The organism is Ornithinimicrobium avium (assembly GCF_003351765.1).
Classification (GTDB): Bacteria; Actinomycetota; Actinomycetes; order Actinomycetales; family Dermatophilaceae; genus Ornithinicoccus; species Ornithinicoccus avius.
The window spans coordinates 1,968,712-1,985,563 of sequence record NZ_CP031229.1; the positions used below are offsets into that span (position 1 = coordinate 1,968,712).

13 protein-coding genes are annotated in these 16,852 nt (G+C 73.2%); 7 read left to right on the forward strand and 6 right to left on the reverse strand.

Annotated elements, in window-relative coordinates; translation table 11 throughout:
- Positions 1 to 26: 26 nt before the first annotated feature.
- Positions 27 to 1,139, reverse strand: a complete 1,113-nt coding sequence (gene ald, locus DV701_RS09000) for an alanine dehydrogenase (RefSeq protein WP_114928012.1) — start codon at positions 1,137 to 1,139, stop codon at positions 27 to 29.
- 154 nt (positions 1,140 to 1,293) lie between these two features.
- Here ald and DV701_RS09005 point away from each other — a divergent pair, with 154 nt between their 5' ends.
- The 7 genes from DV701_RS09005 (at position 1,294) to DV701_RS18235 (ending at position 11,512) form a co-directional block, all read left to right on the forward strand.
- A complete protein-coding gene (locus DV701_RS09005) occupies positions 1,294 to 3,321 on the forward strand; it encodes a beta-propeller domain-containing protein (RefSeq protein ID WP_114928013.1) in 2,028 nt (675 codons plus the stop codon).
- A 320-nt stretch (positions 3,322 to 3,641) separates the two neighbouring features.
- Positions 3,642 to 4,994, forward strand: a complete 1,353-nt coding sequence (locus tag DV701_RS09010; protein ID WP_114928014.1) for a bifunctional o-acetylhomoserine/o-acetylserine sulfhydrylase — start codon at positions 3,642 to 3,644, stop codon at positions 4,992 to 4,994.
- Positions 4,995 to 4,997: 3 nt separating this feature from the next.
- Entirely contained in the window at positions 4,998 to 6,173 is a 1,176-nt protein-coding gene (gene metX / locus DV701_RS09015; RefSeq protein WP_114928015.1) for a homoserine O-acetyltransferase MetX, read from the forward strand.
- 50 nt (positions 6,174 to 6,223) lie between these two features.
- Complete coding sequence (locus DV701_RS09020) at positions 6,224 to 7,438, forward strand: YbfB/YjiJ family MFS transporter (RefSeq protein ID WP_114928016.1); 1,215 nt, start codon at positions 6,224 to 6,226, stop codon at positions 7,436 to 7,438.
- Between the two features lie 29 nt (positions 7,439 to 7,467).
- Positions 7,468 to 7,965: an NfeD family protein gene (locus DV701_RS09025; protein WP_114928017.1), complete on the forward strand. Its 498-nt coding sequence runs from the start codon at positions 7,468 to 7,470 to the stop codon at positions 7,963 to 7,965.
- Positions 7,966 to 8,050: 85 nt separating this feature from the next.
- Complete coding sequence (locus DV701_RS09030) at positions 8,051 to 9,379, forward strand: SPFH domain-containing protein (protein ID WP_114928018.1); 1,329 nt, start codon at positions 8,051 to 8,053, stop codon at positions 9,377 to 9,379.
- Positions 9,380 to 9,523: 144 nt separating this feature from the next.
- Positions 9,524 to 11,512: a vWA domain-containing protein gene (locus DV701_RS18235; RefSeq protein WP_162802930.1), complete on the forward strand. Its 1,989-nt coding sequence runs from the start codon at positions 9,524 to 9,526 to the stop codon at positions 11,510 to 11,512.
- Here the strand turns inward: DV701_RS18235 and DV701_RS09045 are convergent.
- From DV701_RS09045 to DV701_RS09065, 5 genes are read right to left on the reverse strand one after another with little or no spacing between them, the layout of a single operon-like run.
- Positions 11,500 to 12,513, reverse strand: coding sequence for a serine/threonine-protein kinase (locus DV701_RS09045; protein WP_162802931.1), 1,014 nt, complete (start codon positions 12,511 to 12,513; stop codon positions 11,500 to 11,502). The two genes, DV701_RS18235 and DV701_RS09045, sit on opposite strands and share 13 nt — an antisense overlap.
- A complete protein-coding gene (locus tag DV701_RS18765; RefSeq protein WP_114928021.1) occupies positions 12,506 to 12,994 on the reverse strand; it encodes a DNA-binding protein in 489 nt (162 codons plus the stop codon). The genes DV701_RS09045 and DV701_RS18765 overlap by 8 nt, the downstream gene beginning before the upstream one ends.
- Entirely contained in the window at positions 12,991 to 14,730 is a 1,740-nt protein-coding gene (locus DV701_RS09055) for an alpha-glucosidase (protein WP_202863482.1), read from the reverse strand. Before DV701_RS09055 ends, DV701_RS18765 begins: the two co-directional genes overlap by 4 nt.
- A gap of 40 nt (positions 14,731 to 14,770) precedes the next feature.
- The gene (locus DV701_RS09060; protein ID WP_162802932.1) at positions 14,771 to 16,210 is read right to left on the reverse strand and encodes a hypothetical protein; all 1,440 of its coding nucleotides are present in this window, start codon (positions 16,208 to 16,210) and stop codon (positions 14,771 to 14,773) included.
- The gene (locus DV701_RS09065) at positions 16,207 to 16,800 is read right to left on the reverse strand and encodes a TIGR03086 family metal-binding protein (RefSeq protein WP_114930950.1); all 594 of its coding nucleotides are present in this window, start codon (positions 16,798 to 16,800) and stop codon (positions 16,207 to 16,209) included. The genes DV701_RS09060 and DV701_RS09065 overlap by 4 nt, the downstream gene beginning before the upstream one ends.
- Between the last annotated feature and the right edge of the window lie 52 nt (positions 16,801 to 16,852).

The window sequence follows — 16,852 nt, forward strand, 5'->3', positions numbered from 1 at the left end:
AGCTGCCGGACGGTCGGCAGGCCGCCTCACCCGAGCACCTCCTCCAGACCGGTCAGGGGTATGCCGTGCTCCGTCGCCACCGGCGCACACGTCAGCGTCCCGGCGTGGGTGCTGAGCCCGAGGGCGAGGCTCGGGTCGTCCCGGCACGCCTGCGCCCAGCCCTTGTCGGCGACCGCAACCACGTAGGGCAGCGTCGAGGTGGTCAGCGCGTAGGTCGCGGTGGTGGGCACCGCGCCGGGCATGTTGGCCACGCAGTAGAAGGTCGACCCGTGCACCTCGAAGGTGGGGTCCGAGTGCGTCGTGGGACGGGTGTCCTCGAAGCAGCCACCCTGGTCGACGGCGATGTCGACCAGCACCGAGCCGGGCTTCATCCGCGAGACGAGGTCGTTGCTCACCAGCGTGGGCGTGGCCGCTCCGGGCAGCAGCACCGCCCCGATCACCAGGTCGGCGGTGGTCACCTGCTGCTCGATCGCCAGCGCGGAGGAGGCCAGCCCGTGCACCCTGTTGTTGTAGCGCCAGAAGGACATCCGCAGCTTGTCCAGGTCGGTGTCCAGCAGCGTGACGTCGGCCCCCATGCCGAGCGCGATGTTCGCGGCGTTCTGCCCCGACACACCGGCACCGATGATGACGACCCGGGCGTTGGCGACGCCGCCGACCCCGCCCATCAGCACGCCGCGACCGCCCTGTGCCCGCATCAGCGTGTGCGCACCGACCATGGGCGCCAGGCAGCCGGCCACCTCCGACATCGGGTAGAGCAGCGGCAGCGAGCCGGAGGGCAGCTGCACGGTCTCGTAGGCAAGCGCGGTGACCCGGCGGGCCAGCAGCTCCTCGGTCAACCGCCGGTCGGCGGCCAGGTGCAGGTAGGTGAACAGCACGAGCCCCTCGCGCAGCTGGTGGTACTCCTGCTCCACGGGCTCCTTCACCTTGAGCACCAGCTCGGCGGCCCAGGCCTCGTCGGCGGAGCCCACGACGGTGGCGCCGGAGGCGGCATACTCCTCGTCCAGGATCTGCGAACCGATCCCCGCGCCGCTCTCCACGACCACCTCATGACCCCGGATCGTCAGCTCGTGCACGCCCACCGGCGTGAGCGCCACCCGGTCCTCGTGGTCCTTCACCTCGCGCGGCACGCCGATCAGCACGTGGGGCTCCTTCCCGCACCCGCCCGGGGCGGTCCCGACCGGATGCGTTCCGACGCTACTCCCCCCAGGGGAACCGCACCGGTTGACGTTGCGTCATACCCCCGACAGCGCACCGCCGCGGACGCCGCCGTCCGCCCGCACCCAGGAGGCCCCGATGCCTCGTCCGACCGCCGTGACCGCCCTCCCGCTCGCCGCCCTGCTCGCGCTGACCGCGTGCTCGCCGGCCCCTGCGGTGCCCGACCCGGCGCAGGTGTCCGCCGCGGGACCGTGGGACGAGACCGCCGCCCGGGCTGCGGTCACGGCGCTGCCCGCGTCCTTCGGGCTGCGCGCCGGCTTCGAGGACTGCGACGCCCTGCTCACCTACTACCAGGCCAACGCGCTCGAGCTGGTCACGCCCTACGGGCTCGGCGGAGGTATGGGGTATGCCGCGGACGACACCATGGGCGGCGTCGAGGACGCGGCGGCGGCGGCGGGCGACGACGCCGGGTCCGCGGGTGCGCCTGAGCACTCGAGCACCAACGTGCAGGAGGAGGGCGTCGACGAGGCCGACATGGTCAAGACCGACGGGCGCGTCATCGTCTCGGTCCTCAACAACCGGGTGCGCGTGGTGGACGTCGCCAGCCGCAAGGTCGTCTCCGAGGTCCGGATGCCCGGCCGGCGCGACCAGGTCTCCCCCTCCGAGCTGCTGCTGCACGGGGACACGCTCGTCGTGCTCGGCCAGGAGTGGTCCTACGCCCAGCCGGTGGACGGCCGCTTCCTGCCCTTCGGCTCCAGCCGCACCCACGTGGTCACGGTCGACCTGTCCGACCCGGCCGCGCCGAGGACGGTGGGGTCGGTGCGCGTCGAGGGCAGCTACCGCTCCGCGCGGATGGTCGGCGGCACGGTGCGGATGGTCATGGTCACCGAACCTCCCGGCGTCGAGCAGACCCAGCCTCGCAAGAACACGATGGCGGCCGAGGCCGAGGCCGAGGAGACGAACCGCGCCCTGGTCCGCGCCACCTCCATCGACGACTGGGTGCCGCACGTGCAGGTCCTCGACGCCGACGGCACGGTCGCCTCCACGGAGCGCCTGCTGGACTGCGGGGAGATCTCCCGGCCTCGGGACCCCGCGGGCCTGTCGACCCTGTCCGTGCTCACCTTCGACCTGACCTCCGGCTCGCCCGGGCCGACCTCCGGGGCCGGCCTGGTGGCCTCCGGCGACACGGTCTACGCCTCCACCGACCGTGTCGTCGTCGCCACCAGCCCCTGGGACCTGTGGCGCTGGGCCGGTCCGCTCGACGCGGCGATCTGGCCCGGGGGCGAGCCGGTGAACCGCACCGACCTGCACGCCTTCGACATCTCCGACCCGGCCACGACCCGGTATGCCGCGTCCGGCTCGGTCGAGGGGCGGCTGCTGAGCCAGTGGGCGGTCGACGAGGAGGGCGGGGTCGTGCGGGTCGCGACCACGACCGACCCGCCGGGCGTCTCCGAGCCCTCGCAGTCCGCCCTCGTCGTGCTGCGCGAGGAGGGTGAGCGCCTGGTCGAGACCGGCCGGGTGGACGGGATGGGCCTGACCGAGCACGTCCGGGCGGTCCGCTTTCTGCGCCCGGACCTGGCGGCCGTGGTGACCTTCCGCCAGACCGACCCGCTCTACCTGGTCGACACCTCCGACCCCACCGCGCCCCGCGTCGCCGGCGAGCTGAAGGTCCCCGGCTACTCGGCCTACCTGCACCCCGTCGCCGAGGGCTGGCTGCTGGGGATCGGGCAGGACGCGGACGAGCGGACCGGGCAGACCCGCGGCCTGCAGGCCTCGCTCTTCGACATCCGCGACCTCTCTGCGCCGAAGCAGACCGAGGTGCTCACCTGGAAGGACGGCTCCTCCCCCGTCGAGTGGGACCACCGGGCGTTCACCCTCTGGCCCACGACCGGGCAGGCGTTCGTGCCGCTCATGAGCTGGTCCGAGCAGGCCGACAGCACGCGCGGGGAGCCGGAGAGCTTCGGCGGCCTCGTCGCGCTCGACGTCGGCGCGGACCGCCTGGCCGAGGTCGCCCGGGTGGCGACCGGCCCGGGGAGCAGGGAGTGGGGCGAGGCCCCGCTGCGCACGATCGTGGTCGGTCAGGAGCTGTGGATCCTGGACCAGCAGGGACTGGCGAGGTTCGACCTGCACAGTATGGAGGGCGGTTGGGCGGTCGACCTGCCGTGAGAAGACTCCGTTCACGAAGACTCTCCACGCAACCATCGATTCGTGGAAGACACTTCATTCTTCCCTCACGCAGGCCCTAGTGTCATGAATTGACTTCGGTTCGCGAGGTCTGCTAGACCTGGGTCCATGACCTCCCCAGGCCGCCGAATGCGCAGCTGCTGAGCCCTTCCCCTCGCAGCTGCCCCCGCGACGTCGCGACGGCCGGGCGCCGACCGGCACCCTGACGCCATACCCCCAGCGCTGACGAGGCGGGCCCAGCAGAGTCATCCCCACCCTGCACCTGCCCCAACCCGCCCTCCGTGACAAGGAACAGCGCACCCATGACCTACACCGACTTCGCCACCCGCCAGATCCACGCCGGCCAGACGCCCGACCCGACCACCGGCTCCCGGGCCCTGCCGATCCACCAGACCACCTCCTTCGTCTTCGCCGACGCCGAGCAGGCCGCCAACCGCTTCGCGCTGGCCGAGCTGGGCCCCATCTACACGCGGATCAACAACCCCACCCAGGAGGTCGTCGAGAACCGGCTGGCCGACCTCGAGGGGGGTGTCGGCGCGCTGCTGGTCGCCTCCGGGATGAGCGCGATCACGCTGGCGGTCCTCAACCTGGCCGGGGCCGGCGACCAGATCGTGGCCAGCCCCAGCCTCTACGGCGGCACCCAGAACCTGTTCGCGCACACGCTGCCCAAGCTCGGCATCGAGGTCGCCTTCGTGGCGGACCCGACCGACCCGGAGTCCTGGCGCGCCGCCGCCGCGGACAACACCAAGGCGTTCTTCGGCGAGACCATCGGCAACCCCGACGGCCGGGTCCTGGACGTGGAGGAGGTGGCGCGCGTCGCCCACGAGGTCGGCGTCCCGCTCATCGTCGACAACACGATCGCCACCCCGTTCCTCACCCGCCCGATCGAGCACGGGGCCGACGTCGTGGTGCACTCGGCGACGAAGTACCTCGGCGGCCACGGCACCTCGATCGGCGGCGTGATCGTCGACGCGGGCACCTTCGACTACGGCGCGGCCGAGCTGCAGGGCCGCTTCCCCGGCTTCACCGAGCCGGACGCCTCCTACAACGGTCTGGTCTACGCCGAGGCCCTCGGCAAGGACGGCATCTTCGGGGTCAACCTGTCCTACATCCTCAAGGCGCGCGTCCAGCTGCTGCGCGACCTCGGCCCGGCGATCTCGCCGTTCAACGCCTTCCTCATCGCCCAGGGCGTCGAGACGCTGTCGCTGCGGGTCGAGCGGCACGTGCAGAACGCCGCCAAGGTCGTGGAGTGGCTCGACGGTCACGACCAGGTGGAGAAGGTCATCTACGCCGGGCTGCCCTCCCACCCCTCGCACGAGCTGGCCAGGAAGTACCTGCCCGGCGGCCCCGGCGCGGTCCTGGCCTTCGAGATCAAGGGCGGCGTCGAGGCCGGGAAGGCCTTCGTCTCGGCCCTGGAGCTGCACAGCCACGTGGCCAACATCGGCGACGTCCGCTCCCTGGTCATCCACCCGGCCTCGACGACGCACAGCCAGCTCTCCGACGAGGCACGGCTCGCGGCAGGAGTCACCCCGGGCCTGGTCCGCCTGGCGGTCGGCATCGAGGGCATCGAGGACATCCTGGCCGACCTGCAGACCGGGTTCGAGGCCGCGGCGAGAGTTGCGGGCGCAGGCACCGCCGACGAGTCAGCCGCCTGAGCGATGTCCCCCTCGCGACGCCGCTCCCAGCACCTGGGCGCCCTCACGCTGGAGTCCGGGCAGGTCCTCGACGACCTGCGGGTCAGCTGGCAGAGCTGGGGCCGGCTGAACGAGGCGCGCGACAACGCGGTGCTGGTCCTGCACGCGCTCACCGGCGACAGTCACGTCGTCGGCGAGCGCGGGCCGGGTCAGCCCACCCCCGGCTGGTGGCCGGGGCTGATCGGCCCCGGCGCCCCGCTCGACACCGACCGCTACTGCGTGATCGCCCCGGCCGTCCTCGGGGGCTGCGGCGGCACCACCGGTCCGTCCTCTCCGGCGCCGGACGGCCGGCCCTACGGGTCCTCCTTCCCGCGGATCACGGTCCGCGACCAGGTGCGCGCCGAGGCGATGCTCGCCGACGCGCTCGGCATCCACGCCTTCGCCCTCGTCGTCGGCGGCTCGGTCGGGGGTATGCGGGCGCTCGAGTGGGCGGTCGCCCTCCCCGGCCGGGTGAGGCGCTGCGTCGTGCTCGCAGCGGGGGCGGCCGCCACCGCCGACCAGATCGCCTGGTCGGTCCCGCAGCTGCACGCGATCCGGCTGGACCCCGGCTTCCACGGTGGGGACTACTACCCCGGTCCCGGGCCGAGGCAGGGCCTGGCGGTCGCCCGTCAGATCGCGCACGCGACCTACCGGTCGGCCACCGAGCTGTCGCTGCGCTTCGGCCGCGACGAGCAGGAGGGCGAGGACCCGCTGCGGGGCGGCCGCTACGCGGTGCAGTCCTACCTGGAGCACCACGGGACCAAGCTGGTGCGTCGCTTCGACGCCAACTCCTACCTGGTGCTGACCGAGGCGATGAACTCCCACGACGTGGGACGCGGACGGGGCGGGGTCGAGGCGGCGCTGCGCCGGATCACCGCCGAGCTGACGGTGGGGGTGGTCTCCAGCGACCGCCTGTTCACGCCGGCCGACGGCGAGGTCGTCGCCGGGTCGCCCGCCTGCCGGGAGCTGGCCACGATCGACTCCCCCTACGGGCACGACGCCTTCCTCGTGGAGACCGAGCAGGTCTTCGGGATCGTCGGGCGGGCGCTGGCCAGCGCACCCGTCCCGGCGGCGAACCGGCCGCCCCGGGCCAGGGTCGCCGAGGGCTCCACGGACGTCGGCGCGCTGGGCGCCGTCCGCCCCACCCCTGCCGCCTACTGACGGCGACGGGCGCCGGCGGACCCTTCGACCCGCCTGACACACTGACGGCCATGACCAGCCGCGCCGACCGCCTCCTCGTGGCGCTCGCGCTGTCGGCCGGTCCGCTGATCGCGCTGGGGCTGGCCCGCTTCGCCTACGCCCTGCTGCTGCCGGACATGGCGGCCGACCTGGGCTGGTCCTGGTCGCAGGCCGGGGCGCTCAACACGGCCAACGCCGCTGGCTACCTCGTGGGCGCGCTGGTGGCGGCCCCGCTCGCGCGTCGGGTCGGCACCGGCCGCGCCTTCCTCCTCGGGGCCGCGCTCACCACGGTCTCCCTGCTCCTCACCGCACTGACCAGCGCCTATGCTGTCCTCCTCGTGGCCCGCACCGTCGCCGGTCTCGGCGGGGCATGGGCGTTCGTGCTGGGGGCTGCGCTCGTCGCGGCAGCCGGCGCCGGGGGCACGCCGGGACGGGCCGCCCTGATGCTCGGGCTCTACTACGGCGGGGCGGGCGGCGGGATGACGCTCGCCGGGCTGCTCGTCCCCTGGGTGCTCGACCGCGGACCCTCCGCAGCCACCTCCGCCGGGCTGCACCTGGCCGGCTGGCAGCTGGGCTGGCTCACGCTCACCGCGCTGGCGGTCGTGGCGACGCTGGTCGCGGCCCGGGCGCTGCGGCACACCGTCGACCCGCAGCCGCCCCGTGCGCAGGAGCAGCGCTTCGACCAGCGACGGATCGGCTGGCTGTCGGCGGCCTACACCTTCTTCGGGCTGGGCTACATCGCCTACCTGACCTTCATCATCGCCTTCCTCCAGGAGGCGGGCGTCGGCCTGCGCACGGTGGCGGCGTTCTGGGTCGTGGTGGGCGTCGCGGCGTCCGGCGGCTGGCTGGCGTGGGGCCGGCTGATCGGCCGGCTCGGCGGGGCCCGCTCGATGGCGGTGCTGCTGGTGGTGCTCGCCGCCGGGACCGCGCTGCCCGTGCTCGTCCCGCAGACGTGGTCGTTCTTCGTCTCCGGCGCGGTCGTCGGCGGGACCTTCCTGTCGGTCGTCACCGCGATGACGGTCGGCGTGCGCGAGTCGCTGCCCTCGACCCTGTGGACCTCCGGCCTGGCGTTCGCCACCGTGGCCTTCGGCGCCGGTCAGACGGCCGGGCCCTGGCTGACCGGCTGGTTCTCCGACGTGTCCGGGTCGCTGGGGGCCGGGCTGGTGCTCTCCGCCGTGCTGCTGCTGGTCGGAGCCGTCCTGACCGTGCCGCAGGCCAGACGCACCGGCGCGCCGAGCACCACGTAGGATCGGACGACAAGGGGAAAGGAGCAGCCATGCCGGAGTGGTTGAGCAACAGCCCGCAGTGGCTGTGGTGGATCGGCGCCGCGCTGGCGTTCGGCATCGTCGAGATGAACACCCTCGACCTCATCTTCCTCATGCTCGCGCTCGGTGCGCTGGTCGCCGCGATCGTCGCGGGGGTCGGGCTGCCGCTCGTCCTCCAGGTCCTCGTCTTCGCGGTGGCGGCCGGCCTGTTCGTCTTCGCCCTGCGCCCCATCGCCCTCAAGCACCTGCACCTGGAGGGCAAGGGCGGCCCGATGGGCATCGAGGCGCACATCGGCCACGCCGCGACGGTGGTCGAGGAGGTCAGCGACCGCACCGGTCTGGTCAAGCTGCGCGGCGAGCACTGGACCGCCCGGTCCGAGCTGGCCGGGCTCACCTACGCGCCCGGCGACCTGGTGACGGTGGTCAAGATCGACGGCGCCACCGCCGTCGTCACCGCCGCCACCCCCGAGGACAAGCCGTTCGACGCCGAGCCCCCGACCGACCGCTGAGGCAGACGCAACCCCCGGCCGGGAGCTCACGTCATACCCCCAGCCCGACAGACCTGACCAAGGACCGACCCGAAGGAGAGTCCTCATGGACCCCGTCAACCTGATCGTGTGGGCAGTCGTAGCCCTCATCGTGCTGTTCGTGATCAGCGCGATCGCCCGAGCCATCCGCATCGTGCCGCAGGCGACCGCGGTGATCGTGGAGCGCCTCGGCAAGTACGACCGCACCCTGGACGCCGGCCTGCACTTCCTGCTGCCGTTCATCGACCGGCCGCGCGCGGTGGTCGACCTGCGCGAGCAGGTCGTCAGCTTCCCGCCGCAGCCGGTGATCACCAGCGACAACCTGGTCGTCTCCATCGACACCGTCATCTACTTCCAGCCCACCGACCCCAAGGCGGCGACCTACGAGATCGCCAACTACATCCAGGGCATCGAGCAGCTGACCGTCACCACGCTGCGCAACGTCATCGGCTCCCTGGACCTGGAGCAGACGCTGACCAGCCGCGACATGATCAACGGCCAGCTGCGTGGGGTGCTCGACGAGGCCACCGGCCGCTGGGGCATCCGGGTCAACCGGGTCGAGCTCAAGGCGATCGACCCGCCGGCCTCCGTGCAGGACTCGATGGAGAAGCAGATGCGCGCCGAGCGTGACCGCCGCGCCACGATCCTCAACGCCGAGGGCGTCAAGCAGTCCCAGATCCTCACGGCCGAGGGTGAGAAGCAGGCCCAGATCCTGCGCGCCGAGGGCACCGCCCAGTCCGCGATCCTGGAGTCCCAGGGTGAGGCCCGGGCGATCCTGCAGGTCTTCGACGCCATCCACAAGGGCAACCCCGACGGCAAGCTGCTGGCCTACCAGTACCTGCAGATGCTGCCCGAGATCGCCAAGGGCGAGTCCAACCAGATGTGGGTGGTGCCCACCGAGCTCACCGCCGCCCTCTCGGGCATCGGCAAGGCGCTCGGCGGCGGTGAGAGTTCTGGCTCGGCCTACCTGGACGGCCCCAGCGCGAGCCTGCGCGCCGACGCCGGCTACACCGGGCTGGACGACCTCGACGCGCCCACCCTGGAAGACCCCCGTGAGGCGCTGCGCCGTGCCCGGGCCGAGGCCGAGGACGCCTCCCGCAACGCCGAGGGTGCGACCAAGCAGCGCACGGGCAAGGAGGCCGAGGCCGCGGTGGCCGAGGCCGCCCGCAAGGCCCGCGCCGCGGCACGCCAGCCTGGTGCGTCCGGCTCTGCCCAGCTGGGCACCTTGCCGCAGCAGGAGCAGGTCGTCGCGGACCTTCCGGAAAAGGACGACCCCGCCGACCCGGCGCCGGTCGAGCAGGCTGACCAGGGCGCCCATCGCGACCAGCCCGGCGCGCACTCGTGGGAGCGTCCGGAGGGCGAGCGCAAGCCCTGGGACCAGAGCCCGCAGGACTGAGTCAGCCCCTCATGACCCGCGACCTCGCGGGGCTGTGACCGTCCAGGTCATGGCCTCGCGGGGCCGACGCGCGTCAAATTTGCAAGTGCAATAGGTCCTCGTTATTGTCGCACTTGCAAATCCGCACCGAGGGAGGAAGAACTGATGAGGGATCAGCGCACGAGACGGACGGCGAGCGCAGTCCGTCGCTGGGTGGCCGCCGCGAGCACGACGGCGCTGGCCCTGGCCGCCGCACCAGCATGGGCGAGCACGACGAGCGAGCAGGAGAGGGCGCAGCAGTCCGCCTCGATCATGCTCGTCCTCGACGCCTCGGGGTCGATGGCCGCCGACGACGCCGGCGGCGGGGGCACCCGCATGGAGGCCGCGCGCAAGGCCCTGACCGACGCGGTCGACAACCTGCCCGAGGACGCAGAGGTGGGGCTGCGCGTCTACGGTGCGACCGAGCCCAACGAGAAGAAGACCGAGGCCGCGTGCACCGACACCCAGGTGGTCGTCCCGCTCGGCCCGTCGGACCCGGCCGCGCTCAAGGACGCCGTCAAGGACGTGGAGCCCTCCGGGTTCACCCCGATCTCCTACGCGCTCTCCCAGGCGGCGGACGACCTCGGCGACGCGGACAACCGGCACATCATCCTGGTCTCCGACGGCGAGGAGACCTGCGACCCCGACCCGTGCGAGACCGTCGAGCAGCTGGGCGCCGACGGCATCGAGGTGCAGATCGACACGGTGGGCTACGGCGTCGAGGAGACCGCGCAGAGCCAGCTGCGCTGCATCGCCGAGGCCACGGGCGGCACCTATCTGGCGGCCCCGGACGCCGGGAGCCTGGAGATCGCCCTGGACAAGCTGTCCACCCGTGCGCTGCGCGGATTCGCCGTCCAGGGCACCCCGGTCGAGGGGGTCGACCGCACCAGCACGGACGAGGCCCCCGTCCTGGAGCCGGGGCAGTACACCGACAGCATCACGACCGGCACCAAGGCGGCCGAGTACTACTCGCTCGCGCCCACCACCGGCGACCACCGGCTCCAGGTCTCGGTGACCAGCCGCCCGCCCTCCACCGGCGATTCCTTCGACAAGGAGACCTTCGCCCTGCAGGTGCAGGACCAGGACGGGGACAGCTGCGGCTACGAGAACGGCTTCAGGTTTCACGACCTCGGCCTCAGCGGCGCGGTGACGACGGTCCTGACCGTCGACGATGACTGCCTCACCGGCGAGCCGCTCCTCCTCAAGGTCGAGCGCGGAGGGGACGGGAAGCGTCCGGCGCCCGTGGAGCTGGTCGTGCGGGAGGTGCCGGTCGCCCAGGACGTCGACAGCCTGCCTGCGGGCGTGTACGGGGAGATCACCGTGCCCGACGAGCTGGCCCCCACGCAGGACGAGGTGGAGCCCGTCGTGGGCGGAGGCAGCTTCAGCGACGCCGTCCCGCTGGAGCCCGGCACCTACGTGGAGCACCTCGTCCCCGGCGAGCAGGCCTACTTCTCGACCACCGTCGACTGGGGCCAGAGCGCCCAGCTGATCGTCGAGGGACCGACCGACGACAGCTACCTCAGCGACGAGGCCAACGACTACCTGTGGGTGCACGCGACCTTCCACGAGCCGGACCGGCGCGCCGTCAGCAACCCCGACGCGAGCGCCTACGCCTCCTACCACCTGGGCTCCCCTCCGGAGCGCTACGCCGTGGTCGTGCCCGAGGTCCGCTACCGCAACGCGCTGGACTCCTACCCCTCCGAGGCCCGCTGGGTGTCCGAGGCGGGCACCTACTACTTCACGCTCGCGGTCCCGCCGAAGTACCAGGGCAACGCGGACGGCCGGCCGGTCCCCGTGGAGTTCACCGTCGCCGTCGAGGGCGAGATCACGGGCGTACCGTCCTTCCCCGAGGGCGCCGCCGCAGCAGCGACCGGGGCGGTCGCGAGCAGCACCGACGGCGCCGGCTCCACCGACACCGCGACCAGCACCACCGGTGACCCCTCGGCGGACACGGCGACCCCGACGCCGCAGGCCTCGTCGGTGGGTGACACGGACGAGGACGAGAGCGACCGCTCCCTGCTGTGGTGGGTCGCCGGCGGGGCGCTCGCGGTGCTCCTCGCCTCCGGCGGCGGCCTCTGGGTCGCGGCCAACCGGGGCCGCTCTCAGAGCAGCTGAACCAGCGCCCAGAGCAGCACCGCGGCGCTGAGAATCGCGACCGCGGCGAGCGCCACCACCGGGCCACCGGCCTGCTCCCCGGTCACCTCGCGTGCGGAGCGTGCTCCCGGTCGGGGAAGGGGGTCCTCGGGCGGCGGGTCCTCCTCGGCCAGGTGGTCGAGCACCTCGACCTCGCCCATGGCGCCTTGGCGCCACGCCAGGTCCGGGTGGTCCAGCCTGGCCCGCGCGTCCGACGCAGAGACGGGGCGGTCGCGGACGTCCGGCGCCAGGAGGCTGCGCACGAGGTCCCGCAGCACGGGTGGCGCCTCCCGCGGCAGCGAGCCGGACAGGTCGACGTCCGGGACGTCCGGCTGCGGCCTCAGGCCGGTGAGCATCTCGTGGGCGACCCTGCCGAGTGCGTACAGGTCCTGGGCGGGAGCGGGGTCGCCTCCGCGCTCCTGCTCGGGTGCGCTGTAGCCGGGCGTGCCGACGACGCGGTCGACGCGCGTCAGCCGCGGCCCGTCGAGCCGCACGGCCACGCCGAAGTCGGAGAGCAGCAGGTGCGGACGGCCGGCGCCCGTCGCGCGCAGCAGCAGGTTGGCCGGGGTGACGTCGCGGTGCACGACGCCGGCCTCGTGGACCGCCTGCAGCCCTTCGCAGGCCTGGCGCAGCAGCTCGGCGGCCAGCAGGGGCGGCAGCGCGCCGAAGTCCCCGACGAGGCTCGCGACGGAGCCTCCGCCGACGAGCTCCATGAGCAGCGCCACCTGCCCGTCCTCGGCGACCCAGGTCATCGGCGCCAGCACGTGGTCGTGCCGGATCCGGGTGCTCGACTCCTGCACGAAGCGCAGCAGCGACCCGGCCTCGGCCTGCCGGAGCAGCTTGGCGGCCACCACCTCGCCGGTCCGCAGGTCCCGCGCCCGCCAGACGACGCTCCCGCCGCCCTCCCCGACTGGGTCCAGCAGCTCGACGCGGCCCGCCAGCACCTGGCCGCGCACGGTCGCCCCGGGACCGCGCTCAGGCATCGCCGGGGGCCCCGGCGGTCGGGGCGGCAGCACGGGCCGCTTCGTCGAGGAGCCGGGCGAGCTCGCCGTCCTGATCCGCCGCCCGCGCGACCCGGGCCAGCTCCTCGGCCGGCGCCGCCGCGACCAGCGCTGCGACCACCTCGTGCCGGTCCGGCACGCTCGCCCGCCGCTGGCTGGTGAGCGTCCGCTGCTCGCGCGCGATCCGGGCGATCTCCTCCTCCCGCTTCCCCGCGTCGAGGTCGTCGCGGTGAGCGAGGTCGAGCAGCGCCTCGAGGCGGGCGACCGCCGCGGGGTTGCTGATCTTGATGCGCTGGCCCGAGACCAGCTGGCTGAGCATCGGCGCCGAGAGCCCGAGTACCTTGGCCAGGGCCGTCTGCGTCAGCCCGGTGACCGCGCGCACGGTGCCGACGAGCTCGGCGACGGGCGCGCCGTAGAGCTCGGTCTGGGTGCGGCGGTTGGCCTCCGGGTCGGGGGTGCTCACTCCGCCAGTGTGCCTGACGACCGCAGGACGACCGACTCCCAGCCGGGCAGGACGCCGTGCGTCAGCACGCCGGCGGCCGCGTCCCCGGACGTCGCGACGACCGCCTCGGCGCCCTCCCAGCCCTCGAGCAGCTCGGGCGGCACCTCGACGGGCTCGCGGGTGAAGGACGCCAGGACGAGGAGCCGGGTCCCCTCGTGCTCGCGGCCGAAGGCCCACAGGTCCGGGTGGTCCATCGCCAGCGGCGTGACCGTGCCGTGCGAGACGGCTCTCTCCTCGTGCCGCAGCGCCACGAGCGCACGGTAGTGCTCGAACACCGAGCCCTCCACCCCGACCTGGGCCTCGGCGTTGATCTCCTCGTGGTTGGGCGTCACCGGGATCCACGGCTCGCCCCTGGTGAAGCCGGCGTGCTCCCCGGCGGTCCACTGCACCGGCGTGCGCGCGTTGTCACGGCTGCGGAAGCGCAGCCCGGGCAGGAGGTCGCTGAACGGCACGCCCGCCGCCGTCTGCTCACGGATGTAGTTGACCGACTCGATGTCCCGGAAGTCCTCGGGGGCGGAGAACGGCACGTTGGTCATGCCCAGCTCCTCGCCCTGGTAGACGTAGGGCGTCCCTCGCAGGGTGTGCAGCACGGTGCCCAGAGTCTTGGCCGAGCGCTCACGCCATACCGGGTCGTCGTCGCCGAACCGGCTGACCGCGCGCGGCTGGTCGTGGTTGTCCCAGTAGAGGGAGTTCCAGCCCACGTCGTCCAGCTCGACCTGCCAGCGCATGAGGTTGGCGCGCAGCTCGGCCATGGTCAGCGGCACGATGTCGAACTTGCCCGACGGCCCCTTGTCGAGGTCGACGTGCTCGAACTGGAAGACCATGTCTACCTCCCGCCGCGCCGGGTCGGTGAACAGCCGCGCCTGCTCCGCGTCCACGCCGGGCATCTCCCCGACCGTCAGGTAGGGGCGCCCGAGGTCGGCGAAGACCTGCCCGTGCATCTCCTGCAGGTAGTCGTGCACGCGCGGACCGGTGCTGACCAGCGGGAACGCCTGGCCCCACAGGTCGCCGAGCTTCTTGTCGCCGTCGGGCAGCCCGTCCGGCTTGTCGATGAGGTTGATGACGTCCATCCGGAAGCCGTCCACCCCCCGGGCGAGCCACCAGCGCATCATCGCGTAGACGGCGGCGCGCACGTCCGGGTTGCTCCACACCAGGTCGGGCTGCTTGCGGCTGAAGAGATGCAGGTAGTACTCCCCCGTCGCCTCGTCCCACTCCCAGGCCGAGCCGGAGAAGAACGAGCCCCAGTTGTTGGGCTCCGCGCCGGCCTCGCCGCCCACGTGGCCCTTGCGCGGCGGCCGCCACCAGTACCAGTCGCGGTGCTCGCTGTCTCGCGAGGAGCGCGAGTCGACGAACCACGCGTGCTCGTCGGAGGTGTGGTTGACGACGAGGTCCATGACCAGCCGGATGCCGGCGTCGTGCGCCCGCGCGATCAGCTCGTCGACGTCCTCGAGGGTGCCGAAGAGCGGGTCGATCCCGCGGTAGTCGCTGATGTCGTAGCCGTTGTCGTCCTGCGGCGAGCAGTAGACCGGGCTGAGCCACAGCACGTCGACGCCGAGCCGCTCGAGGTGGCCGAGCCGCTCGATGACGCCGCGGATGTCGCCGACCCCGTCCCCGTCGCTGTCGGCGAAGCTGCGGGGATAGACCTGGTAGACGACGACGCCCTTCCACCAGTCCCTGGGCAGGTCCTCGGTCAGCATCCTTGCAGGGTATGACGTGCCCGCCCGCCCCGCACGCCAGTCACCCGTAGCTGGCGAGCGCCCAGGCGGCCCACTCCTGCTCCAGGCCCTCCAGCGTCATCCCGGTGAGGCGGCCGAGCAGCGCGTCCGCGTCCGAGGTGTCCACCCACCCGTCGACCTGGGTCAGCCCCACGCCGGCGTCGCGGGCGGTCTCGAAGCCGAAGCGCTGCTCCAGGAACGTGAAGACCATCGCCGAGGAGGCGTAGGCGAGATCACCGGCCTCGGGAGAGTCGTAGTAGTAGTCGTCGAAGGAGTCGGGAAGCTCCAGCGGCTGCCCGGAGGAGCCGGTCACCACCGCGCGGTAGGCGTCGTCGAGGACGTAGTCGCGGCGGAAGCCGTACCACTGCGCCAGGCCCTCCCACACCCACACCGGCGGCCGCACGCCCGGGGCACCGTCGACCACGGCGTGCACGCCCTCGTGCCGCATCAGCCCGAAGCCCCCCGGTGGGGTGCCGAAGGTCAGGTCGCCAGGGAGCAGGTCGAGGTCGAGCACGATCCGGTCGACGTGCTCGTCGCGGGAGTAGGTCACGCCGACCTCGCCCCGCTCCGGGCGCTCCGCCAGCCCGGCACTGGTCATCGCCACGCCGGCCGGGTCGACGGCGAGTTCCTGGTCATCGGTGATCGCGCGCAGGTCGTCGGCGTCGGCGAGCTGGACGACGAGCCGGTCGCGCGGACCCTCGTCGAAGTCGAGGAAGACGTTGGCCGTGGCGCTCTCCAGCCCGGGAAGGACGGCGGCCACGTCACTCTCGCGGCCCTGCGGGGCGAGCACGACGAGGTCGTCGGTGACCGTGACGGCAAGCGCCTGCAGGTCCCACAGCTGCGGGTGCCCGTCCTGCCGGTCCTGACCCGCCATCCGGGTGATCCGCGGCTCCCCGCCCGGCGGCCGCTGCACCGTCACCCGGTAGGTCTCCACCGCCGGCACCGGGTCGGCCCCGCTGATCTGGTGGGCGAGGACCAGCTGCACCACCGTGCCCTCGGGCGTGTCCGACGACACCACCGTCTCGGGCAGGATCTCACGCACGTCCATCGGCACCGCCTGCACTCCTCGGAACCAGCGTCGCTGCTGCTCGAGCAGGTCCTCGTCGCCGTCGAAGAAGGCGATCCACTCCTCCTCGTCGCCGGAGGTCAGCGCGCGGTCCAGCTCCGCGGCCAGGTCGGCGAGGTCCTCCCGGCCCAGCGGCACCAGGCCGCTGACCTTGCTGACGACCGGCTCCTCGGTCGGCTCCTTCCCGGTCGACCCCTCCGTGGTCGGCGCGGGACCGTCGGTGCGCAGGCCCTCGTCGACGGCGGCCGGGACCTGCGGGGCCGACCCGACCGCCTCCGGGGGCACGGTCGCCTCCGGGACACGGGCGGGCCAGTCGACGACCGTGCCGCAGCCGCCGAGGGTCAGTGCGAGGGCGAGCGGCAGCGCGAGGTGCGCCGTCCGGCGACGCCCCGTCACGCACCCCACCCGGGGTCGCGGCCGAGCATCGCGACCAGCCGGTCCAGCGGGTCCGTCGAGGTGGTCGGCACCGCCGGCCGGAACAGGCCGTCGATGCCCTGGCCGTGCCCGGTGCGGGGCCGTTCGTACTCCGTGGCCCGGTGCACCGCCTCCGCCACCGGCAGGTGCGGGAGCCCGAGTGCTGCCGCCAGGTCCCAGGCGTGCACGACGAGGTCGACGAGCATCTGGTCGGCGTACTCCCGCAGCGTGATCGGCCCCGACGACACCTCGATCTCGCGCAGCTCGTCCTCGGGCGCGACGTCGGCCCAGGCCAGGAGCGAGGTGGTCACGGCGTGGTGCCAGACGGCCACGGGGTCGTCGCCGAGGACGTCCCCGGCGTAGTCGTCCCCCACCTCCGCCAGCGACTCGCCGGCCAGCAGGCGCGGCGCCCAGAGGTGCTCGGCGGTGAGGTGGTTGACCAGGGCGCGCACGTCCCACCCCTCGCACGGCGTCGGTCGGCGCCACCGGTCGTCAGGAACGGCGCGGACGAGGTCGGTGACGCGGGCGGCGGCGGCCGGCAGGACCTGGAACGGGCGCGAGGTGTCGGGCATGGCCACAGCCTGCCACCCGGCACCGACGACCGGCCAGACCCGACCTGCCCGC

What these genes read in the sequence shown, in the direction of transcription:
- DV701_RS09005 (WP_114928013.1), top strand. Translation starts at nt 1,294, where the DNA reads ATGCCTCGTCCGACCGCCGTGACCGCCCTCCCGCTCGCCGCCCTGCTC.
- DV701_RS09010 (WP_114928014.1), top strand. Translation starts at nt 3,642, where the DNA reads ATGACCTACACCGACTTCGCCACCCGCCAGATCCACGCCGGCCAGACG.
- metX (WP_114928015.1), top strand. Translation starts at nt 4,998, where the DNA reads ATGTCCCCCTCGCGACGCCGCTCCCAGCACCTGGGCGCCCTCACGCTG.
- DV701_RS09020 (WP_114928016.1), top strand. Translation starts at nt 6,224, where the DNA reads ATGACCAGCCGCGCCGACCGCCTCCTCGTGGCGCTCGCGCTGTCGGCC.
- DV701_RS09025 (WP_114928017.1), top strand. Translation starts at nt 7,468, where the DNA reads ATGCCGGAGTGGTTGAGCAACAGCCCGCAGTGGCTGTGGTGGATCGGC.
- DV701_RS09030 (WP_114928018.1), top strand. Translation starts at nt 8,051, where the DNA reads ATGGACCCCGTCAACCTGATCGTGTGGGCAGTCGTAGCCCTCATCGTG.
- DV701_RS18235 (WP_162802930.1), top strand. Translation starts at nt 9,524, where the DNA reads ATGAGGGATCAGCGCACGAGACGGACGGCGAGCGCAGTCCGTCGCTGG.
- DV701_RS09045 (WP_162802931.1), bottom strand. Translation starts at nt 12,513, where the DNA reads ATGCCTGAGCGCGGTCCCGGGGCGACCGTGCGCGGCCAGGTGCTGGCG.
- DV701_RS09055 (WP_202863482.1), bottom strand. Translation starts at nt 14,730, where the DNA reads ATGCTGACCGAGGACCTGCCCAGGGACTGGTGGAAGGGCGTCGTCGTC.
- DV701_RS09065 (WP_114930950.1), bottom strand. Translation starts at nt 16,800, where the DNA reads ATGCCCGACACCTCGCGCCCGTTCCAGGTCCTGCCGGCCGCCGCCGCC.